Below are 24,897 nucleotides of genomic sequence, written 5' to 3' on the forward strand. Positions count from 1 at the left end.
GAACGCCCCTTGAAAGTCCTGGTCATCGGTTCCGGCGGTCGTGAGCACGCGCTGGCGTGGAAGCTGGCGCAGTCGCCGCGCGTGGACGAGGTGATCGTGGCGCCCGGCAACGCCGGCACCGCGACGGAAGCGAAGTGCCGCAACGCCGCCATCAAGGTCACCGACATCGACGGCCTGCTGGCGCTGGTGCGATCCGAAGGCATCGGCCTGACCGTGGTCGGTCCCGAGGTGCCGCTGGTGGCGGGCGTGGTGGATCGCTTCCGCGCGGACGGCCAGCGCATCTTCGGCCCCACCGCGGCCGCTGCCCAGCTGGAAGGCAGCAAGGCATTCGCCAAGGATTTCCTTGCACGCCACGGCATCCCGACCGCGTTCTACGCGGTGCACACCGAGGTGGACGCCGCGCTCGCCTATATCCGCGAGAAGGGCGCGCCGATCGTCGTCAAGGCCGATGGCCTGGCCGCCGGCAAGGGCGTGATCGTGGCGATGGCCTTGCAGGAAGCCGAGGACGCCGTGCGCGACATGCTGTCGGGCAACGCGTTCGGCGATGCGGGCGCGCGCGTGGTGATCGAGGAATTCCTCGACGGCGAGGAAGCCAGCTTCATCTCGATGGTCGACGGCACGACCGCGCTGCCGATGGCGACCAGCCAGGACCACAAGCGCGTCGGCGATGGCGATACCGGTCCGAACACCGGCGGCATGGGCGCGTACTCGCCCGCGCCTGTCGTCACGCCCGAGGTGCATGCGCGCGTGATGCGCGAGGTCGTCAATCCGACCGTGCAGGGCATGATCGCCGACGGCGTGCCGTTCACCGGCTTCCTGTATGCGGGCCTGATGATCGACGCCCACGGCGCCCCGAAGGTCATCGAATTCAATGTGCGCTTCGGCGATCCGGAAACGCAGCCGGTGATGCTGCGCCTGCAGTCCGACCTGGTCGATCTGGTCGAGGCCGCCATCGATGGACGTCTTGCCACGACCGAAGCGCGGTGGGATCCGCGTCCATCGCTGGGCGTGGTGATGGCAGCCGCGCCGTATCCCGAAACGCCGGTGACCGGCGATGCCATCGCCGGCCTGGACGAGGTGCCGGCGACGGCGAAGGTATTCCATGCCGGCACCGCGCTGGACGCGGAGGGTCGCGTGGTCAGCGCGGGCGGACGCGTGCTGTGCGTGGCCGCACTGGGCGAATCGGTCTCCGACGCACAACGACACGCCTACGCCGGCGTGGACAAGGTGCGCTGGACCCACGAGTTCCACCGCACCGACATCGGCTGGCGCGCGATCGCGCGCGAACGCACGAACGGCTGATCCGTTACGTCGCCTCCACGAAGCTCGCCGCGACCTCCCGCGGTGCGCTGCGCAGGTACTGCGGCGCGATGGCGATCGTCTCGCCAAGCGATGCCGCCGCGTGCCACGGCCAACGAGGATCGTAGAGAACGGCGCGCGCGATGGCGATGGCATCGGCCTGCGCCTGCAGCAGGATGTCCTCCGCCTGTTGCGGCGCCGTGATCAGGCCGACCGCGATCACCGGCATCGCGACTTCACGCTTGATCGCCGCTGCGAAGGGCACCTGGTAGCCGGGCCCCAGCGCGATCTTCTGCGCCGGATGCAGGCCGCCGCTCGACACATGGATGAAGTGGCTGCCACGCGCATCCAGCGCCTTCGCCAGCGCGATGCTCTGCGCCAGATCCCAGCCGCCGTCGACCCAGTCGGTCGCGGAAATGCGTACCCCGACCGCCATCGACGCCGGCACCACGGCCTTGATCGCATCGAACACCTGCAACACCAGGCGCATGCGATTTTCCAGCGCGCCGCCGTAGGCGTCGTCGCGCCGGTTGCTCAGCGGCGACAGGAACTGGTGCAGCAGGTAGCCGTGGGCGGCATGGATCTCGATCAGGTCCAGCCCGAGTCGCACAGCGCGATGCGCGCTGTCGGCGAAGGCGGCGATGATCGCGTCGATGCCCGCCTGGTCCAACGAGTCCGGCGGATGCTGCCCCTCGGCATAGGGCAACGACGACGCCGATACCGTCCGCCATCCCTGCGGCGCGTCGGGTGCTATCTGTGCGCCGTGATGCTCCCACGGGCGGTGCGTGGATGCCTTGCGTCCCGCATGCGCCAGCTGCACGCCGATCGGCATCGTCGAGTACCTGCGTGCCGCCGCCAGCGCGCGGGCGAAGGCGGCTTCCGTCGTGTCGTCCCACAGGCCAAGGTCCGCCCAGCTGATGCGCCCGCGCGGCTCGACCGCGGTGGCTTCGATGATCGCCAGCGCAGCACCGGACTGGGCCAGGTTCGGCCAGTGGAAGGCGTGCCAGTCGGTCGCACGACCTTCGTCGGCGGAGTACTGGCACATGGGCGCGATGACGATGCGGTTGGACAACGGCAACGGCCCCAGCGCGAGGGGCGAGAACAGGCGACTCATGAGGCAAGGACCGGACGACGTGGGGCGGCCACTATCCGCCTGCGCCACAGGTCCATCAACGCCATCGACGGAACACTGTCGGGCGCGACGGCTGGCACCGCCATCGCGATTTGCTAGGCTGCGCGCAACCCACGGAGGGCGCATGTCCAGCCACAGCCAGTTTTCGCTGCTGACACAACGGCGGTTCCTGCCGTATTTCACCGTCCAGGCGCTGGGCGCCTTCAACGACAACGTCTACCGGCAGGCGATCATCGCGCTGCTGTTCTTCCTGGGCGCCAGCGACGACCAGCTCTCGCTGTACGCCACGCTGGCACCGGCGATCTTCATCCTGCCGTACTTCCTGTTCTCCGCCATCGCCGGGCAGTTCGCCGAGAAGCTGGAGAAGCACCGGCTGATCGTGATCACCACGACGATGGAAATCGTGATCATGTCGCTGGCCGCGGTCGGCTTCCTGCTGCAGAACATGCCGCTGCTGCTGGTCGCGCTGTTCTGCACCGGCGTGCAGTCCACGCTGTTCGGACCGGTGAAGTATTCGGTGCTGCCCTCGATCCTCAAGCCGGAGGAACTGACCGGCGGCAACGGGCTGGTCGAGATGGGCACGTCGATCTCGATCCTGTGCGGCATGATCGCCGGCGGCATGATCTTCCAGGTGGCGGGCGCGCACGGGCCGCAGGCCGCCGCGGTCGCCATCGTGCTGCTGGCGGTGCTGGGCAACGTGATGTCGCGCCTCATCCCGCGCATGGATGCCGGAGCGCCGGACCTGGTGATCCGCTGGAACCCGATCCCGGAATCGCTTGCCGTGCTGCGCATGGCCAAGCAGCAACTGGCCGTACGCAACGCGATCCTCGGCGTGTCGTGGTTCTGGTTCTTCGGCACGCTGCTGACTTCGCAACTGCCGGCGTACGCCAAGCTGCACCTCGGAGCGGTGGACGGCTCGTCGACGCTGTACGTGTTCGCGCTGGCGCTGTTCTCCATCGGCACCGGCGTGGGTTCGCTGCTGTGCGAACGGCTGTCGGGCCGCACGGTCGAGATCGGCCTGGTGCCGGTGGGCGCGTTCGGCATGACGGCGTTCCTGCTGGATCTGTACTTCGCGCGGCCGGGTATCGCGCCGGTCACCGGGCTCGGCGTGGGCGACTTCGTCCGCCAGGCCGGCAGCGTGCGCATCATGATCGACCTCGTCGGCATCGGCATGTTCGCCGGCATCTTCGTGGTGCCGCTGTTCGCGCTGATCCAGAGCCGCACGCCCAATTCGCAGATGGCGCGCGTGTTCGCCGCGCTCAACATCCAGAACTCCGGCTTCATCGTGCTGGCCGCACTGGTCGGCCTGGCGCTGCATGCGCTGGGGTGGAGCGGACCGCAGATCTTCCTCGCGCTGGCCATCGCCAATGCCGTGGTCGCGATCTGGATCTTCACGATCGTGCCCGAATTCCTGATGCGCTTCCTCAGCTGGCTGCTGGTGCGCGCCCTGTACCGGCTGCGCCTGCACGGCATCGAGAAGCACGTGCCCGACGAAGGCCCGGCACTGATCGTCTGCAACCACGTCAGCTACATGGACGCGCTGATCCTGTCGGCGACGATCCCGCGGCCGGTGCGCTTCGTCATGTACTACAGGATCTTCCAGATCCCGGTGATGAGCTGGATCTTCCGCACCGCCAAGGCGATCCCGATCGCCGGCGCCAAAGAGGATCCGGAGCTGATGCGCCGCGCATTCGAAGAGATCGACGCGGCGCTGGCGGCGGGCGAGATCGTCGGCATCTTCCCGGAAGGTGCGTTGACGAAGGACGGTGAGATCGCCGCCTTCAAGTCCGGCGTGGAGAAGATCCTGGAACGGCGTCCGGTCCCGGTGGTGCCGATGGCATTGAAGGGCATGTGGGCCAGCATGTGGAGTCGGCGCGATACGCGGCTCGGCCGCATGCGGGTGCCGCGACGGTTCCGCGCCCACATCGAGGTCATGGCGGGCGAGCCGATGGACGGCGCGACCGTGGATGCGGATCAGCTGGAAGCCAGGGTCCGGACGCTGCGAGGCGATGCTGCGTGAGATGACCGTGCGTCGTCCTCGCTTCCGATGGAGGTTGACGTGCAGGCATGCGACGAATGGCGGTGCCGTGGTTCATTTTTCGCACAGGTCTGGCACTATTGGGCGGCCTGAGCGGCATGCACGCCGACTCGCACGCCCCTCCATCCCTGTACAAGGAAAGCCTGCATGAGCGCCGTACCTCCCATGCCGCCGTCATCCGCCGCACCCGGCAGTGTTCCCAACCATCTTGCCTGGGCCATCGTGTCCACGGTGCTCGCGACCTGCCTGTGCTGTCCGCTCGGCCTGATCGGCATCGTGGCGATCGTGTTCTCGGCGCAGGTGAACACCAAGCTCAACCAGGGCGACCTGGAAGGTGCGCGTCGCTCGTCCGCCAACGCCAAGACCTGGTGCTGGGTGGCCACCGCGTTCGCGATCATCGGCCTGCTGCTCAATATCGTCATGCTGGCCACCGGCGGCATGGAGCAGTACATGGAGATGATGCAGCAGATGCAGCAGATGCAGTGATCGCACTGCGTCCCCTGCATTACCTTGCGTTGACGGCGGCGGCCCTGGTGGCCGCCGTCGGCGTCTGGCTGCTGCTGAAGTTCGATCCCAACGCGGCGGACAGCCCGTTCCCCGGCTGCATGTTCCGGGCGCTGACCGGTTACCTCTGCGTGGGCTGCGGGCTCACGCGCGCCCTGCACGCGCTGGTCCACGGCGACCTGCCGCGGGCGTTCGCGATGAACCCGCTGGGTGTGCTGCTGTTGCCGGTGATCCCACTGATGGTGGCCCACAGCCAAGGCTGGCAGCCGCGCGTGCTGGAACCCCTGATGCGCGTCCTGCTGGCGCCGACGTTCTGGCTGTTCCTGTTGCCGGCCTACTGGATCGCGCGGAACCTGCCGTGGTTTCCGTTCACGCTGCTGGCGCCACCCTGATCCCCGCTTCCGCGCCGCGGCAGCGGCGACCTCGCGCCCGGCGACGGATCAGCTGACCCAGCCCCCGATCACGAACAGCGCCAGCACGGCGAGCCACAACAGCAGGATGCGCCAGACCAGGCTCATCGCATCGCGCAGCTCGGGCAGCTCCCGCATGGCCTGCACCATGCCTTCTTCCGCATATTCCTCGGCTTCCTCCGCCAGTTCGGCGCGCACGCTGGCGCGTGCTGCCTGGGCCAGGAATCCCGTGTCCAGCCGGAAGCGCGCGCCCCCGGCGTCGCGCCAGGTGGAGAACACCGTGTCGAAGTTGCCGACCAGCGCCATCGCCAGCGTCATCAATTGCGCGACCGGCCATTCCAGGGCCGTCCTCAGCGCGCGGGCCCCCGCACGGTTGCGCTCGGGCAGCGCCGTCGCCGCGGCGCTGTGCACCGCCAGCCGGTAGAGGATCGCGCCGACCGGTCCCAGCAGCAGGAACCAGAACAGCACGCCGAACCATCGCCGCAGGGCATGGGTGAACACGGCCTCGACCAGGGCAGGACCGTCCAGCGCCGCGGTTTCGCCGGTAAACCCGAGCCGCGCGATGGCGGCGCGACGCGTCGTCGTGTCGTGCGCATCGATGACGGCTTCGACATCCACATCGAGATCGCGCGGCCCCCACGCATAGACCAGTACCGCGATGTCGAACAGCAGGCCCGCGAGACCGTACACCGGGCCATCGAGCGACCACTGCAGCAGCGCGACGACCAGCAGGACCGGCACCAGCGCCAATGCGATGCCATAGCGCTCCTTCCAGAAGCCGCCATCGCGCGCCGATTCGCCCAGCCAGTGCATCCAGGCGTCGTACCAGCCGTATTGGCGGAACGACGCGACCAGCGAAGGGGCGACATGGCCGAGCACCAGCGCAAGCACGACGGCAACGAGCGTGATCGACATGCGGCTCCTCCGGATACCGGATTCTAGCGCGGGCGCGCGTTAACGCCCGGTCTCCGCCGGCGGACACGCGCTGCGCGCGCGCATGCCGGCGTGCCAGTGTTCGATCAATGCGCGCGCGATCGAGATCGAGGGCGACAGCAGCAGACCTTCGCCGTCGTCGCTGCCCTCGCGTGCGAGCGCCGCATCGATCTCCTTAAAGGTGAACCAGCGGGCATCCTCCAGTTCGCCGTCGACCTGGGGAACATCGGGCTCGGCATCGGCACAGAACCCCAGCATCAGCGCACCCGGGAACGGCCACGGCTGCGCGCCGAGATAGCGGCAACCGCGCACGCGCACCTGCGTCTCTTCCAGCACTTCGCGCACGACGGTCTGCTCGAGCGTTTCGCCGGGCTCGACGAACCCGGCGACCACCGAGTAGCGCCGCGGCGGCCACGATGCCTGGCGTCCCAGCAACAGGCGCTCGCCATCGCTGACGGCGACGATCACGGCAGGATCGACCCGCGGATAGTGGTCCTTGCCGCACTGCGTGCAATGCGCGGTGTAGCCCGCACGGCGGAAGGTGATGTCGCCGCCGCAGACGCTGCAGAAGCGGGTGGACGACTGCCAGTGCAGCAGCGCCCGGGCCATCGCGAACACACCGGACTCGAACGAGGGCCACGTCGCGGCGGCACGGCGAAGATCGAGCCACGCCGGCGCCTGGACGGCGTGGTGACGGGCATGCGCGGCGAACCAGGCCACGTCGTCACGACGCCCCAGGAAAAGACTCGCCCCGGGACCGCCACCGAGCGAAGCGCCCTCGAACGCGAGCAAGGTGCCGTCCGCCTGCGCGAGCGCACGTCCTTCCTCGTCGAGGATCATCACGCGCGCGGACGGCCACAGGCGCGCCAGTGCCTCCGCGTCGTCGCGCAGCGCATCGGCACGATCCAGCGTATCGCCCGCGAAGGCGAAGCCGGAAAGAGGCCCAGGAAGAGAGGCGTGACCTGTCACGGAACGCGGCAGGCCGGGATTCACATGCTGAAACTGCTGCCGCAGCCGCAGGTCGTCTTCGCGTTCGGATTGCGGATGACGAATTGCGCGCCCTGCAGGCTTTCGCTGTAGTCCACTTCCGCCCCCATCAGGTACTGCAGGCTCAGCGGATCGACCAGCAGCGACACACCATCGGTGTCGACGGCGACGTCATCCTCGGCGCGGTTCTCGTCGAACTCGAAGCCGTACTGGAAGCCCGAGCAGCCGCCGCCCTGGATGTAGACGCGCAGCGCCAGGCTGTCGCTGCCTTCTTCCTGGATCAGCTCGCGCACCTTCGCAGCTGCGGCCGGCGTGAAGTTCAGCGGTCGGTCGATGGACTGGTAGTCGGGCGCGGCCGCCGCGGTGGGCAGGGAAACGACGGTGGTCATGCGGAAAGGATGAGGGCTGGGGGAAGGCAGTTCAAGGTCAGGGCGTACCGGCGCCGGCACCCGCGCCTTCCTTCGCGGCCGCCTGCGTCCACGGGAACGACTGTTCCACGGCGCGGCCGCTCTGCGGCACCAGGCGAGCGATCACCCGGACCGGCTTGAACCCCGGCGGCAGCAGCAGGTCGCCCTCGACCTGCTGGAAATACTTGAACGAATAGGGCACCCCGGGCGCATTCGACTGTTGCCGCAGGTCGGCCCAGGCCAGGCGACGCAGCTTGCCCGCTTCCGTGCCTTCAACCGACACCAGCAGGCGACCGGCATTCACCGCGCCGCGGTTGAGGTTCTGGGTGAGGGTGGCGGTGAAGTGCCACGCCTGCTCGTCCTGCGGTTGCAGGGTCAGTTCGTGTACGGACAGGCCGCGACGCTGCGCGGTGGCACCGACAAACCGCTCGTAGAAGGCGACGTCGGCGCGCAGGCCCGCGATTTCCTCGTCGCGCTCGGACAGCGTGGCCTGCAGGTCGCGGTTGGCGTCGCGACTGATCTGGTCGGAGCGCGACAGCGTGGCGACCTGCTGTTCCAGCGATTCGATGCGCTCCTGCTGGCCGCGCAGTTGGGCGGGCGTAGGTCCTTCGCCCGTGCTGCCGGCCATCGAGCGCCATACGGCCCATCCACCTGCCACGACGACCACGGCCAGTGCCACGACGGCGATGACCGGCCCTCTCCTGAAGCGGGGCGGCGGCACGGTCGGCGGGAGCGGCCTGGCGTTCATGGCCGCAGGATAGCGCGGCGGTTCCCAGCCGGCTCTGAATGAGCCGATCAGGCGTCGGCGGCCGCCCAGGCTTCCGGCACCGGGCCGGCGTCATGCGTGGCGTGCTCGGCGGCCAGGGCATCGGCGTGCACCAGGCGACCGGTCAGTTGCGCGCCCGCGCTCATCTCCACGACCTTGTAGTGCAGGTTGCCCTGCACGCGCGCCTTGGTGGCCAGTTCGATGCGCTCCAGCGCGTGCACGTCGCCGACCATGCGCCCGTTGATCACCACCACCGGCGCCTGGATCTCGCCCTCGATGCTGCCCTGTTCGGCCAGCGTCAGCACGGCGCGCCCGCCGGCTTCGGCGATCACCTTCCCCTGGATATGACCTTCCACGTAAAGGCCGCCACTGAACACGACGTCGCCGCGGATGGTCACCTGCGGGCCGATCAGGGTGTCGATGGCACCCACGTCGGGGCGGATGGGCTTGGTCTTGAACATCTCACTTGCCTCCTGCGGCAGTTGCGGTCTTCCAGTCGAAGGCCTGCTCCACCGCCGCGTCGTCGCCGTGCAGCGTCACCTTGACGCGTTGCGGCGTGAACCCCGGCGGCAGCATCACGTTGCCGTCCAACTGCTGGAAATAACGGAAGGAATAGGCCTGTCCCGGTGCGCTGCGCTGCTGGTGCAGTTCGTCCCACTGCACGGCCGCCAGCTTGCCGGCGCGCACGCCCTCGACCGTGAAGCGCATCTGGCCTTCACTGACCGCGCCGCGGTTCATCGTCTGCGTTAGCATGATCTGGTAGCGCCAGGTGCCGCCATCTTCGGGGGCGAATTCGGCCACGTGAACGGTCAAGCCCTTGCGCTGGCTGGTCGATCCGACCAGCCGCTCGTAGAAGGCGACATCGGCCCGCAGTGCCGCGATCTCCTCATCCCGTTCCGCCAGGGCTTCCTGCACCTCGGCGTTGGCGGCACGGCTGATCTGGTCGGACCGCGCGAGCGTGGATTCGCGCTGGCGCAGGGAACTCAATTCGGACTGCACCGCCTTGATGTCGCGCTCGGCTTTCGCCAGCGCCGCGTCGGCCTTCGCCAGCCTGGGCGCCGCCGTATAGGTGGCCGCCCACCATGTGGCCCCCACCGCGACCACCCATGCCAGGGCGAGCAGCAACGAGGCACCTCGGCGGCGGACGGCCACGTCGCGCGGCACGATCCGGAAGCGGGAGGGAACAGGCGCAGACATGACGGACAGGCGGCAGGCGGCGCTCAGCCGGCAGCCAGACGGGACCCCTATACTCGCCGCAGTGGCGCGAGCCCTTGAGTCTAACGGGAGTGGCCAGGATGTCCGAAGCGCATCTTTTCGTAATTGGGATCCTGTTGGCATGGATGGCCGGGATCCGGGTCTACCTCACCGTCTTCGGGGTGGGACTGGCCGGCGCCCTGGGCTGGCTCGATCTGCCGCCCGCGCTGCAGGCCACCGAATCCTGGTGGGTGCTGGGTACCTCCGGCGCGCTGGCGCTGACCGAGTTCTTCGCCGACAAGATTCCCGGCGTGGATTCCGGCTGGGACCTGCTGCAGACGTTGGCACGCGTGCCGGCGGGCGCTTTCCTGGCAGCCGCCACCCTGTCGCCCGACGGCCAGTTGAGCGGCGGCGTGCTGGCCGCCGGGGCGGGCGTCGCCCTGACCAGTCATGTGCTGAAGAGCGGCTCTCGTGCCCTGATGAACACGTCGCCCGAGCCGGTGAGCAACTGGGCCGCCTCGATCACCGAGGATGCCGTGGTGGTCGGCGGTCTGGCCTTGGCCTTCGCACACCCCTGGATTGCGTTGTTCCTGGTGATCGGGGCCTCGGTGCTGATCGCGGTCGCCGTGTGGTGGGTGTGGCGCAAGGTGTCGCGCGGCCTGAAGCGCCTGCTGCAGTCGGCGCCACTCGCGGATGCGCCACCCCCGGCCTCCGGCCCGTGACAGGGACCGGTGCATCGGGGATCATGAAACCTGCCTCGGCCGTGAACTTCATCGCATAATGGGGCTCAGCTTGGGGAAGCCTGATGTCCGCCATCGATTCCACATCCCGCCCGCAGGATGAGCCCTCACGCTCGCGCCTGCGCGCCGAAACACCACCGGCCCACCATTGGCGCCGCTGGGTGGAGGATGCTGCTCCCGAGGATGCGGCGGATGCCCCCGACGCCGGAGAGCCCGTCGACATGACCCCGCAGCCCCCCACTCCCTTGCCCCCGCCCCCCCCGATGACCGAGGCGCCTGCCGCCACCACGGCTGCGCCGCCGGAACCGGTCGATCCCGACTCTCCGTACCGTGTCCTGATCGTCGAGGACGACCGCGGCCAGGCCCTCTTCGCCCAGAGCGTGCTGCACGGCGCCGGCATGCAGGCCGAAGTGCAGATGCAGTCCGACGGGCTGCTCGACACGATGCGCCGTTTCCGCCCCGATCTTGTGTTGATGGACCTGCACATGCCGGGCAAGGACGGCATGTCGCTGACCATGCTGTTGCGGCAGCAACCCGAGTATCTGCACCTGCCGATCGTGTTCCTGACCGGCGATCCGGACCCGGAACGGCAGTTCGAGGTGCTGGAAAGCGGCGCCGACGACTTCCTCAACAAGCCGATCCGGCCACGCCACCTGATCGCCGCGGTCTCCAACCGTATCCAGCGCGCGCGCCAGCGCAACCAGGCCCTGCAGGCGCCGCGCCCATCGGTCAATACCGATACCGGGCTGCCGACCCGCACCTTCGTGCTCCAGCAACTCGCCGACTCGCTGCAACGCCAGTCGCGCGGCGGGGTGTTCTTCGTCGAGGTCAACAGCGCGCTGAGCCTGCGCGAGCGCTACGGCTACGCCGTTTTCGAGCACCTCATGAGCCAGGCTGGCCGACAGCTGGCGGCGGCCGCGTCGCCGCACCCGGTCGCACGCCTGAACGACAACAGTTTCCTGATGCTGGCCGACAGCGTCGACGAGACCACGCTCGCCGCGCTCGCGCAGCAGTTGCGCGACGGACTGGCCAGTCACGACTTCCAGACCCGCCCCAACGAGGTCCTCAAGCTCCGCGGCTCGGTCGGCTATACCGCCATGTCGCTCGGCTTTGCCGATGCCGGCAGTGCGCTGGAAGCCATCGAACGCGCCGTGCTGCAGGCCCGCCTGAAAGCCGACAGTCTGGCCGAATACGTCCCGGCGGAAGTCGACGACGATGCGCCGCGCATCTCGCTGGAGGATGGCCAGTTCGAGCTGGCCTACCAGCCGATCGTCGCCGTCGCCGGCAGCGACCAGGCGCAGTACCAAGTGCTGTTGCGGATGCGCCAGCCCGATGGCTCGCTGCTGCCGGCCTCGCAGGTCATTCCGGCCGCGGAACTTGCCGGCGGCATCGCGCAGATCGATCACTGGGTGCTGGAACACGCCCTGTACGTGCTCGCCGAACGGCAAGCGGCGGGGCCGTCGCTTCGCCTGTTCGTGTCGCAGTCGCCGCGCTCGCTGGCGCGCGAATCGCACGCGCAGTGGTTGCTGGACGCGCTGCGTGCGCGCGGCATCGAAGGGACCTCGCTGGTGATCGACCTGCGCCTGGCCGATGCGCTGATCCACACGGTCACGCTGCGGCAGTTCTGCCAGCAGCTGATGCCGGCCGGGGTGCAGTTCTGCCTGAGCCAGTTCGAGCCAGGCACGGAGGCCGACGCCCTGCTGACGCAGCTGCCGCTCAGCTTCGTGCGGGTCTCCAGCAAGTACGCCAGCGCACACGCGGATCCCGTACTGCGCGACCAGCTGCGCGGCATCATCGACAGCGCCCATCGCCAGGGACTGCAGGTGATCGGCCAGCAGATCGAGGATCCGCAGGCGGCGGCCGCCATGTGGATGGGCGGCGTCGACTTCATCCAGGGCAACCTGGTGCAGGCGGTCGGCAGCGAACTCGGCTTCGACTTCCATAACGCGGTGCTGTAAGGATGCCCAGCGCCGGACGGACGCCGGTGATGCCCTGGGTGACGATGGCCTGCGCCACCGCGTCGGTCGTGTCGCTGGGCCTGCATTGGTCGGGCCTGGCCGGACCCTGGTTGCCGGTGGCGACCGCCGCGGGAGGCGCGGCCCTGCTGGCGGCCTTCGTTGCAGCCTGGCACGCACGCGCCGACGCGCACCGCCATGCCGGCATACAGGCACGCGCGGCGATGGCCGAGTCCGAACGCGATGGGCTGCAACGCGACCTGCAGCGGCACGATCGCCTGGAACAGGAACTGGTGCGCGCGAAACAGGCCGCCGAATCCGCGGCGATGGCCAAGGGCGAGTTCCTCGCCACGATGAGCCACGAGATCCGCACGCCGCTCAACGGCATCGTGCCCATGCTGGAAATGCTGTCGCGCGCACCGCTGGCGGCCGACCAGCGCGAGATGCTGACGACGGCAACCGCGTCATCCCACCAGTTGCTGCGGATCGTCGACGACATCCTCGACTACTCCAAGCTCGAGGCCAACAAGCTCGACCTTGAGATCACCGGCTTCAACCTGCGCGAACTGCTCGATGGCGTACTGCAGCTGATGTATCGCCCGGCGGAGAACAAGGGGTTGCGCCTGAGCCTGCAGCTCGACCCGGCCGTGCGCCTGCCCGTTCGCGGCGACCCGGTGCGCCTGCGGCAGGTGCTCACCAACCTCGTCGGCAACGCGATCAAGTTCACCGAACGCGGCTCGGTGACCCTCGTGGTGCGCAGGCTGGGCGAGACCGCCGCGCAGCACCTGCTGCGGTTCGAAGTGCGCGATACCGGCATCGGCATCGAAGAGGACGCCCGCCACCGGCTGTTCCATTCCTTCAGCCAGGCGGATGCATCGACCACGCGCCTGTACGGCGGCACCGGGCTGGGACTGGCCATCTGCCGACGCATCGTCGACCTGATGGGCGGGCGTATCGACGTGGTGTCGGAGGTGGGGCGCGGGTCCACCTTCTGGTTCGAAGTACCGCTGATGAAGGTCATCGGCGACCTGCGCCAGCGCGACAACGGCGCGCTCGACCACGGCCGCGTGCTGATCGTCTCGCCCGATGCCCGCCTGCGCCAGCGCCTCACGCTGCTCGCCACCAACTGGGGCATGCATCCGGTCGCCGTCGAAACCACGCAGGAAGCCCTGGACCGCCTGCGCCTGGTGGGCGAGCAGGGGCAGCAGGACTACCTCGCCGTGCTGGCCGACATCGGCGGCATCCGCAGTACAGCGCTGGCGTTGCATCGCGCGATCACGCGACGGCCAACGCCCGACCCGCTGCGCCTGCTGTGGCTGTATGGCGACGACACGGTGCCGGCGGAGCTGCATCCGCGCAGCACGCTGTTGTCGCGGCAATCGCCCGACGCGGACCTGCGCGCCGCCCTGACCGGCGCCACGCCGGAGCAGGAAGCGGACGCCGTCGATGCGCTGGACGAGATCTTTCCCGAGTCCGCTGTCGTCCTGCCTCCCGCCGACGACGCCATGCCCGCACCGGGCGAGGCGCTCGCCGACGCACCCCTGCCGCCCGTCGTCCAGGCGGAGGACACCGCGACGACGGAGCCGGAGCCCGCGGTGGTCAGCGCGATGCGGACGGAGCCGCGCCTGCTGCTGGTGGAAGACAACCCGGTCAACCTGCTGGTAGCCCAGAAGCTGCTGTCCGTGCTCGGCTTCCGCTGCGAGACGGCCGCCAACGGCGACATCGCGCTGAAGCGCATGCAGCTGGAGCATTTCGACCTGATCCTGATGGATTGCCAGATGCCGGTGCTGGACGGCTATGCCGCCACGCGTCGCTGGCGCGAACTGGAAACGCAGCGCGCCGAAGGAGGCCGCCTGCCGATCGTGGCGATGACCGCCAACGCCATGGCAGGAGACCGCCAGCGCTGCCTGGATGCGGGCATGGACGACTACCTGGCCAAGCCGGTGTCGCGCGAACAGCTGGAAAGCTGCCTGCACCGCTGGCTACCCGACCGCATGAACTTCGTGCTGCGCAATGCCGCCCTCGTCACACCGGCGGAACCCGCACCGCCCTCGCCCGCCGTAGCCACGGCGCGTGCGCCCGCGCCCAGCTTTCCGGTGCTGGACCAGACGATGCTGGAGGAATTGCGCGAGATCGCCGGCGACGAGACCTCGCGCATCATCAGCATTTTCCTGGAAGATGCGCCGCGCCTGATCGGCACGCTGGAGAAGGCCGCCGCCGTTCCGGACCTGGACGCGATGCGCGACGCGGCTCACACGCTCAAGTCGTCCAGTGCGAATGTCGGCGCCATGGCGCTGTCGGCCGCCGCCAAGCGCGTGGAACTGGGCGCCCGCGCCCGCAAGCTGGAACGCCCGGCCGTGGCCGTGGCGCTGGTCATCGCGGAGTACGCGCGCGCGCGCATGGCCCTGCAGGGCTACGCCGCACAGCAGTTGGGCCGGCCACTGCTCCCGCCGCAGCAGGCCGCGACGGCTCAGTCCTCGAGCTTGGTCAACAGATAGTTCGGTTCGCCGATCCGGTCGATCACCGATAGCTGCGTTTCCAGCCAGTCGATGTGCTCTTCCTCGGAGTCGAGAATGGTGGCGAACAACTGGCGACTGACGTAGTCCGCCACCGATTCGCAGTACGCGATCGCCTCGCGCAGCAGCGGCAGCGCCTCCTGCTCCAGGAGCAGGTCGCATTCGAGGATCTCGCGCGGCGTCTCACCGATGCGCAGCTTGCCCAGCGCCTGGAAGTTCGGCAGGCCATCGAGGAAGAGGATGCGCTCCGACAGTTTGTCGGCGTGCTTCATCTCGTCGATGGATTCCTTGTACTCGTGCTCGGCGAGCTCCTTGAAGCCCCAGTTCTTCAGCATCTTGGCGTGCAGGAAGTACTGGTTGATGGCGGTCAGTTCGTTGTAGAGCGCCTTGTTGAGGTACTCGATGACCTTGGCGTCGCCTTTCATGGCCATGCTCCGTGGGCGGGGACGGCAGAGGTTAGCCCGTACGCGCGCACGGTGACGGAACGCGAATCGTGATCATTGGGGAAAAGCCTGCAACGCCGCCGACGGGCGGCATGCGCGCGTCAGGCAGCGTGCGACAGCGCGATGATCGGAAAGAGCGACTCGCGGGCCGCGGGCTGGGCGGATTGGAGTATGCCCATCGCCATGTCGAGGCAGCTGCCGCAATTGGCACCGGCGCCGGTCCGCATGGTCAGTTCGGCCACGGTGGAACATCCGGCGGCGGCAGCCTCACGGATCTGGTGGTCGGTGATGCCATTGCAGATGCAGACGTACACGGCGGTAGCGGCGGCGCGACGGGCTCGGAACGGCCCACCGCCATTTCACCCGGAATGAGAATGATTGTCAATTCTTGGCGGGTTCGCCCAGGCCGCCCCGTTTACGTCCGGGTCGATCCCGATTGCGACGGCGCGCACCATCCGCCGCCCTGGGATCGGGAAGCTGCGGGGGAACCGCCTGCGGCCCCGCCACGCTGCGGGCGAACGAAGCCAAGTGCCCCAACGCACTGGCATAGACACGCCGCTTGAAGATCACCACATGCTCGACCGGGTACCAGAAATCCACCCAACGCCAGTGGTCGAACTCCGGGCTCTCGGTCAGGTCGAGCCGCAGGTTTGTCTCGTCGCCCACCAGCCGCAACAGGAACCACACCTGCTTCTGGCCGATGCAGACCTGCCGTTCGGTCCGCCGGATCGCCCGGGGAGGCAGGCGATAGCGCAGCCAGCCGGGCGTAACGCCCAACACCTCGACATGTTCGGGCAACAGGCCGGTTTCTTCGCGCAACTCGCGGTACATGGCCTCGACCGGCGTCTCGTCCGTGTTCATGCCGCCTTGCGGGAACTGCCAGCCATCCCGGCGCACACGTCGCGCCCAGAACACCCGGCCGTCCGGCCGCATCAACACGATGCCGACATTGGGTCGGTAGCCGTCCGGATCGATCACGATGCGGACTCCTGAAATCTACTGCCCCCGACTCTGCCACGCGTCGCCGCGGGCGACAAGCGCGCGCCCCACGCTTGACAGGCATGGGGTCGAAATGAAGAATACGCGGTTCGCGCGGCTATGTAGCTCAGCCGGTTAGAGCACAGCACTCATAATGCTGGGGTCGGTGGTTCGAGTCCACCCATAGCCACCAGATTCCCGAGCGGAATCAACGCGTTGAGAACGACCCGCCGCGAGGCGGGTTTTTTGTTGGGCGGGGCCTGGTGCTGCGGACCGGGGTGGCTCGGCTTGCTCGGCACTTCCGGGGCCAAGCACCGCGTCCGCCGGGGGTCGCATTGTCGACAGCAGCGCTCGCATCTCCCCAAGCCGCATCTCCACCGCGCCTGTCGCTTTTCCAGGTCCACTGAGCGCAATTGAGCTGCGCAGTGCCATGCACGAAACCAACAATGAGTTGTCTGGCGAGGCCGCAATTGCCATGGCATTGCTTGTCGGCCCCCACAGACTCTGCGTGCGTGTAGATGCCGCGAATTGCCTATCCCGCATGAGCCAAACCGCTCGTGCCGACGTTCATGCCATCCAGGACCGCATTGGGTATGCGTCCGCTCCCCCATGTGTCGATGTCTCCGCTCCGCAATGAGTTGCGCGAGGGTTATGGGAGAAAGCTTGCGCACGACCACGTGGACCACGTGCGACTGGACGACGGCAGTGCCATCCGGCTCGACCATATCGTCAGCGTCGATGGCGCGCCGCAGGCGTCGTTTGCCGACGCCTGCGCTGCCTCCCGGTGGCTGCTGCGATCAGCTGCGCGCGAACGCCAGCAGATCGGCGTTGAGCTGCTCGCGGCTGGTATCGCCCAGCGAGTGCGAGCCACCCTTGTAGATCTTCAGCTCGGCGCCGGACACCAGCTTGGCCGACAGCTTCGCGGATGCGTCGATCGGCACGATCTGGTCGTCATCGCCATGGATGATCAGCGTGGGCACGTCGAATTTCTTCAGGTCTTCGGTGAAGTCGGTTTCCGAGAATGCCTTGATGCAGTCGTACGCATTCTTGAAGCCCGACTGCATGCCCTGCGTCCACCATGCGCGGATGTTGCCTTCCGACACCTTCGCGCCCGGCCGGTTGTAGCCGAAGAACGGGCCGCTGGCGACATCGAGGAAGAACTGCGCGCGGTCCGCGAGATAGGCCTCGCGGAAACCATCGAACACCGACATCGGCAGGCCGCCCGGATTCGCGTCGGTCTTCAGCATGATCGGCGGCACCGCGCCCATCAGCACGGCCTTCTTCACCCGCTTCGTGCCGTGGCGGCCGATGTAGCGCGCGACTTCGCCACCGCCGGTGGAGTGGCCGATCATCACGACATCCTTGACGCCCAGGTGCTCGAACAGCTGCTCGAGATCGTCGGCATAGGCGTCCATCTCGTTGCCGTTCCACGGCTGGCTGGAACGGCCATGGCCGCGCCGGTCGTGGGCGATGCAGCGGAAGCCGTTGCTGGCTAGGTGGAAGATCTGCGGATCCCAGGCATCGGCGCTCAATGGCCAGCCGTGGCTGAAGGAGACCACGGGGCCCTTGCCCCAGTCCTTGTACCAGATGGTCGTGCCGTCTTTGGTGGTGAACGTGGCCATGCGTCGCTCCTCGTGGGGGATGGTGGGAGAAAGGTTGCCCGCGGCCGCGAGCGGCAACGCGGGAAGCGCAGCGAACGCGGTGGCGGCTGCGCCGGCGATGACCACGCGGCGTCGCCGCGGGTCGGCAGGTTGGTCGTCGTCTGGTGTGCGCATCGCGATGTTGCGCCTGTGGTCGTGGAGACCATGTCAGCGTGCGCCCGCGCCCATGCGTCGCGATTGCACAATCGTGCGCGACGTGGCGTGACGCTCAGAGCTGGATGATGCCGCGCTTGATCGCGATGGTGACGGCGTGCGTTCGATCGTTGGCGGCGAGCTTGGACAGGATGCTCTTCATATGCGCCTTGACCGTTTCTTCCGAGATGCCGAGCGTGCGCGCAACGCATTTGTTCGCGTAGCCCTCGGCGACCTGGCGCAACACGTCGACTTCGCGCGCGCTCAGTCCGTCGTCGCCCAGTTGTTCGGCCAGGCTGTCGGCGATTTCGGGCGGCACGCGGCGCCCGCCTGCGTGCACCACGCGGATCGTGTCCGCCAGTTCCCGGCGCAGCATGCTCTTGAGCAGGTAGCCGCGGGCACCCGCCCGCAGCGCACACAGGCACTGCACATCGCCCTGGTAGGTCGTCAGCACGACGATCCGCGCCGCGGGGTCCTGCTCGCGGATCGCGCGGATCGCGCTGATGCCGTCCATGCCCGGCATCTGCAGGTCCATCAGCACCACGTCGGGACGCAGGCTGTCGTAAAGGTCGACCGCTTCCCTGCCTTCGGTGGCTTCGGCCTGCACGCGCATGTCCGGCTGCGTGCCGAGCACCGCCGCGATCCCTTCGCGCAGCAAGGGGTGATTGTCCACGACCAGCACGCGGATCATGCCGTCGGAAGGAAGCGGGCTGGCAGGCGGTGGCAGCGACACGGCGCGGGAGGAGGAACGGGGTGCGGGCAAAGAAGCGCGTGCCCTCGGTTGGCTCGAGGCGTTACCGAGCCCGCACCGTCCGTCGGAAGGATGTCGTCGTTTCGTTGGCGGGCGAAGCGGACGGACGGTGCGTCGACCTACCCCGATCGAGTGAGGACACTCCTACCCCGACAGGGGTATCAAGGTGCATCGACACCGAGGCACCTTGAGGCACAGGGGGGCACCGGCGCACGACCCACGTTGCGCCCCATATCCGACAAGGCACGACCATGCACGCCGGCCAGGACACCCATCCTGCCATCCAACGCAGTGCGCCGGGCCTCAACGAGCGCGCCTTCCTGCGCGCGGACGCGTTCATCCTGCGCAACCTGGGCAGGAACTTCACGCTGGCGGACGTCGCGGCAGCCGCGTGCATCAGCCGCTTCCACTTCGCCCGGCAATTCTGCCAGCGCGTGGGCTGCAGCCCGATGGCCTACGTGATGCGGCTGCGGCTGGAACGCGCCAAGGAAATGCTGGCGCGCGGCGACCAGCGTATCGCCGACACCGCCGCGGCGCTGGGCTTCTACGACCAGAGCCACTTCACCCGCACGTTCCGTCGCGCTACCTGCGTGTCGCCGCGCGCGTTCTCGCACGAGTGCCGTCACGCCGGCACTACGGGTGCGACCCGCATACTCCGCCTGTCCGACACCGCGCAGGCAAACGCGCATCCCTGAGGAGCGACGACGATGGCCAGGATCCTGGTGCTCTACTACTCCGCCTACGGGCATATCGAAACGATGGCGCATGCCATCGCCGAAGGCGCGACCGGTGCGGGCGCGCAGGTCGACATCAAGCGCGTGCCCGAACTGGTGCCGGACGAGGTGGCACGCGCCTCGCACTACAAGCTCGACCAGCCCGCGCCGGTCGCCACCATCGCGGAACTCGCCGACTACGACGCGATCATCGTCGGCACCGGCACCCGCTTCGGCCGCATCAGTTCGCAGATGGCCAGTTTCCTGGACCAGGCCGGCGGCCTGTGGGCGCGCGGCGCCCTGCACGGCAAGGTCGGCGCAGCATTCACCTCGACCGCTACCCAGCACGGAGGCCAGGAGACCACCCTGTTCTCCATCATCACCAACCTGCTGCATTTCGGCATGGTCATCGTCGGCTTGGACTACGGTCACGCCGGCCAGATGACGCTGGACGAGATCACCGGCGGCTCGCCGTACGGCGCCAGCACCATCGCCGGCGGCGATGGCTCACGGCAGCCGTCGGAGAACGAGTTGAAGGGCGCGCGCTACCAGGGCCGCGTGGTTGCGGAGACCGCGATCAAGCTGCACGGCTGACCACACTCCCGCGGCCGCTCACCCCTGCGGTACGCCGGTCATGTCCGGCAGGCGATGGGCCACGCCCTTGTGGCAGTCGATGCACGTCTTCTTGCCGGTGCCCAACCACAGCTTGTGCACCTGCGCCGCGCGCGATCCCTGCCGGGTGAGATCCATCGAGTCGTAGTCGTGGCAATTGCGACACTCCAGCGAATCGTTGGCCTTCAACCGGTTCCATTCATGGGTCGCCAGGATCAGGCGTTCGTCGAGGAACTTCTCGCGCGTGTTGATGGTGCCGAAGATCTTGCCCCAGACTTCCTTGGAGGCCTGCATCTTGCGGGCGATCTTGTCGGTCCAGTTGTGCGGCACGTGGCAGTCCGGACAGGTGGCGCGCACACCGGAGCGGTTGCTGTAATGGATGGTGGACTTCAGTTCCTCGAACACGTTGTCCTGCATCTCATGACAGCTGGTGCAGAACGCTTCCGTATTGGTCGCCTCGAGCGCAGTGTTGAAGCCACCCCAGAAGATCACGCCCGCCAGGAACCCGGCCACCGTCAGGAAGCCGAGGCTGTAGTGCCGGCTGGGCAGCCGCAGCGTGCGCCAGAACGCCAGCCCCTCCCGCTTCATCCGTGACCACATGGGCTACTCCTTCGCCGTCGGCGGCACCGACAGCACGCTGTCGATGTCGCGGAACTGGTTCGCCACCAGCACCGGCGCGTCCGTCTGCACCACGTGGCACTGGTTGCAGAAATAGCGGCGCGGCGAGACGGTCGCCAGGAACTGGTCGTCGCGGTCCATGTAGTGGGTCACGCTGACCGGCGGCGCCTGGAACGTCGCTGCGTTGGCGCGCGCATGACACAGCATGCAACGGTTGCTGTTCCTGTCGACCTGGTAGCCGTCGATGGCATGCGGGATGGTCGGCGGCTGCATCGGATAGGCGCGGGCGCGCTTGAGGTCGGCGTTCTCCACGTGCGCGAGCGGTGGCGGATGCCCCTCCTGATCCACTGGCACGCCTCGCCGAAGCGCGTCGAGCTGTCCCGCGCCGGGCACGAACACCGCCCGCGCGTCGACCGGCGTGGATGTGGCGGGCACCGGCGCTTCGTGCCGGTCGGGCCGGCCCACCATCCACCCGGCCGTGAACACCAGCGCCATCAGCACCCCTGTCAGCGCCACCGCGATCCATAGCTGCTTGTTCTGCATGGCGAGCCTCCTAGGCGGCGACGACCTTGACCGCGCACTTCTTGTAATCGGTCTGCTTGGAAATCGGATCGGTCGCATCCAGCGTGACCTTGTTGATCAGCTGGCCCGCGTCGAACCACGGCACGAACACGACGCCGCGCGGCATCCGGTTGCGCCCGCGCGTCTCCACCCGCGAGCGCATCTCGCCCCGGCGCGAGGCCACGATGATCTCGTCGCCGCGCTTGAGGCCGCGCTCTTTCGCGTCATCCGGATTCATGAACACCACCGCCGCCGGGAACGCCTTGTACAACTCCGGCACGCGCATCGTCATCGAACCCGAGTGCCAGTGCTCCAGCACCCGGCCGGTGACCAGCCACAGGTCGAACTCGCCATCGGGCGATTCGGCGGCCGGCTCGTACGGCAGCGCCCAGATCACCGCCTTGCCATCCTTGTTGCCGTAGAACTCGAAGCCGCTCCCCGCCTTGACGTAAGGATCCGCACCTTCGCGGTAGCGCCAGCGCGTCTCCTTGCCCTTGACCACCGGCCAACGCAGGCCGCGCGCCTTGTGGTAGTCGTCGAACGGCGCCAGGTCGTGGCCGTGGCCGCGACCGAAGGCGGCGTATTCCTCGAACAGGCCCTTCTGCACGTAGAACCCGAACAGCGCCGATTCGTCGTTGGCGTAGCCGCGCTCGATCTGCTCGCTCGGGAAGCGGTCCACGTTGCCGTTGCGGTACAGCACGTCGAACAGCGTCTTGCCCTTGTACTGCGGGTTCGCCGCCAACAGGTCGGCCGGCCAGCACTCGTCGGTGGTGAAGCGCTTCGAGAATTCCATCAGCTGCCACAGGTCCGAGCGCGCCTCGCCTGGCGCCTTCACCAGCTGGTGCCAGAACTGGGTGCGCCGCTCGGCGTTGCCGTAGGCGCCCTCCTTCTCCACCCACATCGCGGCGGGCAGGATCAGGTCCGCCGCCTGCGCCGTCACCGTGGGATAGGCATCGGAAACGACGATGAAGTTGTCCGGGTTGCGGTAGCCCGGCCAGGTTTCCTCGCGCAGGTTCGCCGCGGCCTGCATGTTGTTGTTGACCATTACCCAGTACGCGTTGAGCTTGCCGTCCTTCAACGCGCGGTTCTGTTCGACGGCGTGGTAGCCCACTTTCGGATTGATGGTGCCGGGCGGGAGTTTCCAGATCTCCTCGGCGTGCTTCCGGTGCTCGGGATTGGTCACCACCATGTCTGCCGGCAGGCGATGGCTGAACGTGCCCACCTCGCGCGCCGTGCCGCACGCCGACGGTTGCCCGGTCAGCGAGAACGGACTGTTGCCCGGCGTGGCGATCTTCCCGGTCAGCAGGTGGATGTTGTAGACCATGTTGTTGGCCCAGACGCCGCGCGTGTGCTGGTTGAAGCCCATGGTCCAGAACGACATCACCTTGGTCTTCGGATCGGCGTACAGCTCGGCCAGCTGCTCCAGCCAGCCGCGTTCCGCGCCCGTCATCTCGACGGCCTTCTCCAGCGTGTACGGCGCCACGAAGCGCGCGAAATCCTCGTAGCCGATCGGCTGCCCGCCGTTGGCATCCTTCGCGTTCTTCGCCTTCACTTCCAGCGGATGGTCCGGCCGCAGGCCGTAGCCGATGTCGTCGTTGCCGCGCTTGAAGGTGGTGTGCTTGCCGACGAAGTCCTGGTTGACCTTGCCGGTGCGGATGATGTGGTTGGCGATGTAGTTGAGGATGACCAGGTCGGTCTGCGGCTTGAAGATGACCGGGATGTCGGCCAGTTCGAAGCTACGATGCTCGAAGGTGGACATCACCACCACCTTCACGTGCGGATGCGACAACCGCCGGTCGGTCACCCGCGTCCATAGGATCGGGTGCATCTCGGCCATGTTCGAACCCCACAGCACGAACGCGTCCGCCGCCTCGATGTCGTCGTAGCAGCCCATCGGCTCGTCCATGCCGAAGGTGCGCATGAAGCCCGCCACCGCCGAGGCCATGCAATGGCGGGCGTTCGGGTCGATGTGGTTGCTGCGGAAGCCGGCCTTCATCAGCTTGTTGGCCGCATAGCCCTCGAAGATCGTCCACTGCCCCGAGCCGAACATGCCGATCGCGTCGCTGCCCTTCTCCTTGAGGACGCGCTTGAACTGCGCCGCCATCACGTCGAAGGCTTCATCCCAGCCCACCGCGGTGAACTCGCCGTCCTTCGCGTAGACGCCGTTCTTCTTCCGCAGCAATGGCTGGGTCAGGCGATCGGCGCCGTACAGGATCTTCGAGAGGAAGTAGCCCTTCACGCAGTTGATGCCGCGGTTGACCTCGGCGTGCACATCGCCGTGCGTCGCCACCACGCGCCCGTCCTTGACCGCGACGTTCACGCCGCAGCCGGTGCCGCAGTAGCGGCACGGCGCCTTGTCCCACTTCAGCGTGGTCAGGTCGCCTTCGGTGACGACGTTGCTGCCGCTGCCGGCCAGCGGCAGGCCGGCCGCGGCGGCGGCCGTGGCCAGCGCGCTGTGGCGGATGAAGTCACGACGTGTGCTCATGGGCCTCTCCGGTCATGGACAGGATGGACAGTGAAGGCAAGGATTCGTCGAGGGCGTGCGCCGGCTCGGCGTGGTGGTAGACCAGCAGCACGTTGAGTACGCCGGGCACGGCCTGCAGCTGGTCGACGCGCTCCATCACCGCATGGCGGTCGGCGGATTCGCAGATCACCACGCTGCGCGTGCCGCCGGCGAGCGCCAGGTCGAGGTCGGCGTGTTCGCGGATCATCGCGGCCAGCGCGCCGCCGGCGGTGTCGCGGTGCTGGATGACAAAGCTGGCGATATGGATGTCGGGTGCGGGTGCGTTCAAGCGACGGCCTCCATGGCGGGTGCGTGCTGCACCGTGATGGCGTCTACCGGGCACGGCGCGACGCAGGCGCCGCAGCCCGTGCATGTATCGAGATCGACGGTGGCCGCGCCGCGCGCGCCGGGCGCCACGCGGATCGCGGACGTTGGGCAGACGTCACGGCAGCTGGCGCAGACCACGCCCTGCGCCGACAGGCAGGTGGTGGCGACCTGGGCGACGAGGGTCCACGGCGGGTCACGCGCAGCTTCGAAGGCGCCGCTGTCGCATGCCGCCACGCAGTCGCCGCAGAACGTGCATTCGCCCGCGCGCGCCTCGAAGCGCGGCAGGCCATCGGCACCGCGGACCAGTACCTGCTCGGGACACGCCCGCACGCAGGCATCGCAGTGCGTGCAGGCGGCCAGGAACTCAGGCTCGGGCTTCGCCCAGGGCGGTCGCAACGCGATGGACAACGGTTCGGCGGGCAGGCGGCCGAACAGCAGGGCACGACGGGAAGGGGAGCGGATATCGCCCATCGCTCACGGCCCGGTCGGCGGCCCGGAGAACAGCAGCTGCCACATCCACACCAGGAAGCCGTAGCCGGAGACGATCAGCACGGCCGCCAGCGGAAAGATGACCGCCGTCAGCAACAGGAACGCGGCGCGCTCCTGCTTCTTGCTCGCAACGGCTGTTCCTTCGCTCTGCTCCATGATGCCTACCTTGCGGTTGGGTACTGGGTGCGACGATGCTGCGGCCGCAGGCTATCACATTTACGTGACTGC

General features: G+C 68.0%; 27 protein-coding genes and 1 tRNA gene. 10 read left to right on the plus strand and 18 right to left on the minus strand.

Annotation, left to right across the window (positions count from 1 at the left end; all coding sequences use genetic code 11):
• Nucleotides 1-9: 9 nt before the first annotated feature.
• Nucleotides 10-1,302: a phosphoribosylamine--glycine ligase gene (gene purD, locus ACGHX3_RS17160; RefSeq protein WP_394695707.1), complete on the plus strand. Its 1,293-nt coding sequence runs from the start codon at nt 10-12 to the stop codon at nt 1,300-1,302.
• 4 nt (nt 1,303-1,306) lie between these two features.
• On the opposite strand, the gene ACGHX3_RS17165 is transcribed toward purD, so the two are convergent.
• Nucleotides 1,307-2,413 (minus strand): NADH:flavin oxidoreductase/NADH oxidase, encoded by a 1,107-nt coding sequence (locus ACGHX3_RS17165; RefSeq protein ID WP_213604620.1) that lies wholly within the window; start codon nt 2,411-2,413, stop codon nt 1,307-1,309.
• A gap of 142 nt (nt 2,414-2,555) precedes the next feature.
• Between ACGHX3_RS17165 and ACGHX3_RS17170 the strand changes: the two genes are divergently transcribed.
• The 3 genes from ACGHX3_RS17170 to ACGHX3_RS17180 all read left to right on the plus strand — a co-directional run bounded on the left by ACGHX3_RS17170 (nt 2,556) and on the right by ACGHX3_RS17180 (nt 5,365).
• Nucleotides 2,556-4,451 carry an MFS transporter gene (locus ACGHX3_RS17170; RefSeq protein WP_213604619.1) on the plus strand — a complete coding sequence of 632 codons (1,896 nt, stop codon included), beginning with the start codon at nt 2,556-2,558 and terminating at the stop codon, nt 4,449-4,451.
• A gap of 165 nt (nt 4,452-4,616) precedes the next feature.
• Nucleotides 4,617-4,955, plus strand: a complete 339-nt coding sequence (locus ACGHX3_RS17175; RefSeq protein ID WP_162337537.1) for a CD225/dispanin family protein — start codon at nt 4,617-4,619, stop codon at nt 4,953-4,955.
• Nucleotides 4,955-5,365, plus strand: a complete 411-nt coding sequence (locus tag ACGHX3_RS17180; protein WP_213604673.1) for a DUF2752 domain-containing protein — start codon at nt 4,955-4,957, stop codon at nt 5,363-5,365. Before ACGHX3_RS17175 ends, ACGHX3_RS17180 begins: the two co-directional genes overlap by 1 nt.
• Before the next feature lie 48 nt (nt 5,366-5,413).
• On the opposite strand, the gene ACGHX3_RS17185 is transcribed toward ACGHX3_RS17180, so the two are convergent.
• From ACGHX3_RS17185 to ACGHX3_RS17210, 6 genes are read right to left on the minus strand one after another with little or no spacing between them, the layout of a single operon-like run.
• On the minus strand, nt 5,414-6,298 hold the full coding sequence (locus ACGHX3_RS17185) for a hypothetical protein (RefSeq protein WP_213604618.1): 885 nt from the start codon (nt 6,296-6,298) through the stop codon (nt 5,414-5,416).
• A gap of 39 nt (nt 6,299-6,337) precedes the next feature.
• The gene (gene nudC, locus ACGHX3_RS17190; RefSeq protein ID WP_213604617.1) at nt 6,338-7,285 is read right to left on the minus strand and encodes an NAD(+) diphosphatase; all 948 of its coding nucleotides are present in this window, start codon (nt 7,283-7,285) and stop codon (nt 6,338-6,340) included.
• Nucleotides 7,286-7,305: 20 nt separating this feature from the next.
• The gene (erpA, locus tag ACGHX3_RS17195) at nt 7,306-7,692 is read right to left on the minus strand and encodes an iron-sulfur cluster insertion protein ErpA (RefSeq protein WP_213604616.1); all 387 of its coding nucleotides are present in this window, start codon (nt 7,690-7,692) and stop codon (nt 7,306-7,308) included.
• A gap of 37 nt (nt 7,693-7,729) precedes the next feature.
• A complete protein-coding gene (locus ACGHX3_RS17200; RefSeq protein WP_213604615.1) occupies nt 7,730-8,458 on the minus strand; it encodes a DUF6776 family protein in 729 nt (242 codons plus the stop codon).
• Nucleotides 8,459-8,505: 47 nt separating this feature from the next.
• A complete protein-coding gene (locus tag ACGHX3_RS17205) occupies nt 8,506-8,937 on the minus strand; it encodes a polymer-forming cytoskeletal protein (protein ID WP_162337541.1) in 432 nt (143 codons plus the stop codon).
• 1 nt (nt 8,938) lies between these two features.
• Nucleotides 8,939-9,673, minus strand: a complete 735-nt coding sequence (locus ACGHX3_RS17210; protein WP_213604614.1) for a DUF6776 family protein — start codon at nt 9,671-9,673, stop codon at nt 8,939-8,941.
• 98 nt (nt 9,674-9,771) lie between these two features.
• Between ACGHX3_RS17210 and ACGHX3_RS17215 the strand changes: the two genes are divergently transcribed.
• The 3 genes from ACGHX3_RS17215 (at nt 9,772) to ACGHX3_RS17225 (ending at nt 14,863) form a co-directional block, all read left to right on the plus strand.
• Entirely contained in the window at nt 9,772-10,392 is a 621-nt protein-coding gene (locus ACGHX3_RS17215) for a DUF4126 domain-containing protein (RefSeq protein WP_213604613.1), read from the plus strand.
• A gap of 83 nt (nt 10,393-10,475) precedes the next feature.
• Entirely contained in the window at nt 10,476-12,368 is a 1,893-nt protein-coding gene (locus ACGHX3_RS17220; protein ID WP_213604612.1) for an EAL domain-containing protein, read from the plus strand.
• Between the two features lie 44 nt (nt 12,369-12,412).
• Nucleotides 12,413-14,863, plus strand: a complete 2,451-nt coding sequence (locus tag ACGHX3_RS17225) for a hybrid sensor histidine kinase/response regulator (RefSeq protein WP_213604672.1) — start codon at nt 12,413-12,415, stop codon at nt 14,861-14,863.
• Here the strand turns inward: ACGHX3_RS17225 and bfr are convergent.
• From bfr to ACGHX3_RS17240, 3 genes are all read right to left on the minus strand, one after another.
• The gene (gene bfr, locus ACGHX3_RS17230; RefSeq protein ID WP_213604611.1) at nt 14,836-15,306 is read right to left on the minus strand and encodes a bacterioferritin; all 471 of its coding nucleotides are present in this window, start codon (nt 15,304-15,306) and stop codon (nt 14,836-14,838) included. The genes ACGHX3_RS17225 and bfr overlap by 28 nt on opposite strands.
• A gap of 119 nt (nt 15,307-15,425) precedes the next feature.
• Nucleotides 15,426-15,638, minus strand: a complete 213-nt coding sequence (locus ACGHX3_RS17235) for a bacterioferritin-associated ferredoxin (protein ID WP_162338168.1) — start codon at nt 15,636-15,638, stop codon at nt 15,426-15,428.
• 67 nt (nt 15,639-15,705) lie between these two features.
• Nucleotides 15,706-16,302 carry an RNA pyrophosphohydrolase gene (locus ACGHX3_RS17240; RefSeq protein WP_162338167.1) on the minus strand — a complete coding sequence of 199 codons (597 nt, stop codon included), beginning with the start codon at nt 16,300-16,302 and terminating at the stop codon, nt 15,706-15,708.
• A gap of 116 nt (nt 16,303-16,418) precedes the next feature.
• Here ACGHX3_RS17240 and ACGHX3_RS17245 point away from each other — a divergent pair.
• A tRNA-Met gene (locus ACGHX3_RS17245) sits at nt 16,419-16,495 on the plus strand.
• 604 nt (nt 16,496-17,099) lie between these two features.
• On the opposite strand, the gene ACGHX3_RS17250 is transcribed toward ACGHX3_RS17245, so the two are convergent.
• Entirely contained in the window at nt 17,100-18,077 is a 978-nt protein-coding gene (locus tag ACGHX3_RS17250) for an alpha/beta fold hydrolase (RefSeq protein ID WP_394695708.1), read from the minus strand.
• A gap of 94 nt (nt 18,078-18,171) precedes the next feature.
• On the minus strand, nt 18,172-18,786 hold the full coding sequence (locus ACGHX3_RS17255; protein WP_394697324.1) for a response regulator: 615 nt from the start codon (nt 18,784-18,786) through the stop codon (nt 18,172-18,174).
• Nucleotides 18,787-19,097: 311 nt separating this feature from the next.
• On the opposite strand from ACGHX3_RS17255, the gene ACGHX3_RS17260 reads away from it, so the two are divergent.
• Nucleotides 19,098-19,541, plus strand: a complete 444-nt coding sequence (locus ACGHX3_RS17260; RefSeq protein ID WP_394695709.1) for a helix-turn-helix transcriptional regulator — start codon at nt 19,098-19,100, stop codon at nt 19,539-19,541.
• Between the two features lie 12 nt (nt 19,542-19,553).
• Nucleotides 19,554-20,153, plus strand: a complete 600-nt coding sequence (wrbA, locus tag ACGHX3_RS17265) for an NAD(P)H:quinone oxidoreductase (RefSeq protein WP_213605312.1) — start codon at nt 19,554-19,556, stop codon at nt 20,151-20,153.
• Nucleotides 20,154-20,171: 18 nt separating this feature from the next.
• Here wrbA and ACGHX3_RS17270 read toward each other — a convergent pair whose 3' ends face one another.
• From ACGHX3_RS17270 to ACGHX3_RS17295, 6 genes are read right to left on the minus strand one after another with little or no spacing between them, the layout of a single operon-like run.
• A complete protein-coding gene (locus tag ACGHX3_RS17270) occupies nt 20,172-20,771 on the minus strand; it encodes a NapC/NirT family cytochrome c (RefSeq protein WP_213605313.1) in 600 nt (199 codons plus the stop codon).
• A 3-nt stretch (nt 20,772-20,774) separates the two neighbouring features.
• A complete protein-coding gene (locus tag ACGHX3_RS17275) occupies nt 20,775-21,332 on the minus strand; it encodes a nitrate reductase cytochrome c-type subunit (RefSeq protein WP_213605314.1) in 558 nt (185 codons plus the stop codon).
• Between the two features lie 10 nt (nt 21,333-21,342).
• Complete coding sequence (gene napA / locus ACGHX3_RS17280) at nt 21,343-23,835, minus strand: periplasmic nitrate reductase subunit alpha (protein WP_394695710.1); 2,493 nt, start codon at nt 23,833-23,835, stop codon at nt 21,343-21,345.
• Nucleotides 23,819-24,142, minus strand: coding sequence for a chaperone NapD (locus ACGHX3_RS17285; RefSeq protein WP_213605316.1), 324 nt, complete (start codon nt 24,140-24,142; stop codon nt 23,819-23,821). Before ACGHX3_RS17285 ends, napA begins: the two co-directional genes overlap by 17 nt.
• Nucleotides 24,139-24,651, minus strand: a complete 513-nt coding sequence (gene napF, locus ACGHX3_RS17290) for a ferredoxin-type protein NapF (protein ID WP_213605317.1) — start codon at nt 24,649-24,651, stop codon at nt 24,139-24,141. Before napF ends, ACGHX3_RS17285 begins: the two co-directional genes overlap by 4 nt.
• Nucleotides 24,652-24,654: 3 nt before the next feature.
• Nucleotides 24,655-24,825 carry a periplasmic nitrate reductase, NapE protein gene (locus ACGHX3_RS17295; RefSeq protein ID WP_213605318.1) on the minus strand — a complete coding sequence of 57 codons (171 nt, stop codon included), beginning with the start codon at nt 24,823-24,825 and terminating at the stop codon, nt 24,655-24,657.
• Nucleotides 24,826-24,897: the final 72 nt, after the last annotated feature.

The sequence above is a fragment of the Pseudoxanthomonas japonensis genome, from assembly GCF_043632995.1.
Lineage (GTDB): Bacteria > Pseudomonadota > Gammaproteobacteria > Xanthomonadales > Xanthomonadaceae > Pseudoxanthomonas_A > Pseudoxanthomonas_A japonensis.

Excerpts from the sequence above, each read along its gene's own strand:
- ACGHX3_RS17165 (WP_213604620.1), bottom strand. The coding sequence starts at position 2,413 with ATGAGTCGCCTGTTCTCGCCCCTCGCGCTGGGGCCGTTGCCGTTGTCC.
- ACGHX3_RS17170 (WP_213604619.1), top strand. The coding sequence starts at position 2,556 with ATGTCCAGCCACAGCCAGTTTTCGCTGCTGACACAACGGCGGTTCCTG.
- ACGHX3_RS17175 (WP_162337537.1), top strand. The coding sequence starts at position 4,617 with ATGAGCGCCGTACCTCCCATGCCGCCGTCATCCGCCGCACCCGGCAGT.
- ACGHX3_RS17185 (WP_213604618.1), bottom strand. The coding sequence starts at position 6,298 with ATGTCGATCACGCTCGTTGCCGTCGTGCTTGCGCTGGTGCTCGGCCAT.
- erpA (WP_213604616.1), bottom strand. The coding sequence starts at position 7,692 with ATGACCACCGTCGTTTCCCTGCCCACCGCGGCGGCCGCGCCCGACTAC.
- ACGHX3_RS17200 (WP_213604615.1), bottom strand. The coding sequence starts at position 8,458 with ATGAACGCCAGGCCGCTCCCGCCGACCGTGCCGCCGCCCCGCTTCAGG.
- ACGHX3_RS17205 (WP_162337541.1), bottom strand. The coding sequence starts at position 8,937 with ATGTTCAAGACCAAGCCCATCCGCCCCGACGTGGGTGCCATCGACACC.
- ACGHX3_RS17210 (WP_213604614.1), bottom strand. The coding sequence starts at position 9,673 with ATGTCTGCGCCTGTTCCCTCCCGCTTCCGGATCGTGCCGCGCGACGTG.
- ACGHX3_RS17215 (WP_213604613.1), top strand. The coding sequence starts at position 9,772 with ATGTCCGAAGCGCATCTTTTCGTAATTGGGATCCTGTTGGCATGGATG.
- ACGHX3_RS17220 (WP_213604612.1), top strand. The coding sequence starts at position 10,476 with ATGTCCGCCATCGATTCCACATCCCGCCCGCAGGATGAGCCCTCACGC.
- ACGHX3_RS17225 (WP_213604672.1), top strand. The coding sequence starts at position 12,413 with ATGGCCTGCGCCACCGCGTCGGTCGTGTCGCTGGGCCTGCATTGGTCG.
- bfr (WP_213604611.1), bottom strand. The coding sequence starts at position 15,306 with ATGAAAGGCGACGCCAAGGTCATCGAGTACCTCAACAAGGCGCTCTAC.
- ACGHX3_RS17250 (WP_394695708.1), bottom strand. The coding sequence starts at position 18,077 with ATGCGCACACCAGACGACGACCAACCTGCCGACCCGCGGCGACGCCGC.
- ACGHX3_RS17255 (WP_394697324.1), bottom strand. The coding sequence starts at position 18,786 with ATGATCCGCGTGCTGGTCGTGGACAATCACCCCTTGCTGCGCGAAGGG.
- ACGHX3_RS17260 (WP_394695709.1), top strand. The coding sequence starts at position 19,098 with ATGCACGCCGGCCAGGACACCCATCCTGCCATCCAACGCAGTGCGCCG.
- wrbA (WP_213605312.1), top strand. The coding sequence starts at position 19,554 with ATGGCCAGGATCCTGGTGCTCTACTACTCCGCCTACGGGCATATCGAA.
- ACGHX3_RS17270 (WP_213605313.1), bottom strand. The coding sequence starts at position 20,771 with ATGTGGTCACGGATGAAGCGGGAGGGGCTGGCGTTCTGGCGCACGCTG.
- ACGHX3_RS17275 (WP_213605314.1), bottom strand. The coding sequence starts at position 21,332 with ATGCAGAACAAGCAGCTATGGATCGCGGTGGCGCTGACAGGGGTGCTG.
- napA (WP_394695710.1), bottom strand. The coding sequence starts at position 23,835 with ATGAGCACACGTCGTGACTTCATCCGCCACAGCGCGCTGGCCACGGCC.
- napF (WP_213605317.1), bottom strand. The coding sequence starts at position 24,651 with ATGGGCGATATCCGCTCCCCTTCCCGTCGTGCCCTGCTGTTCGGCCGC.
- ACGHX3_RS17295 (WP_213605318.1), bottom strand. The coding sequence starts at position 24,825 with ATGGAGCAGAGCGAAGGAACAGCCGTTGCGAGCAAGAAGCAGGAGCGC.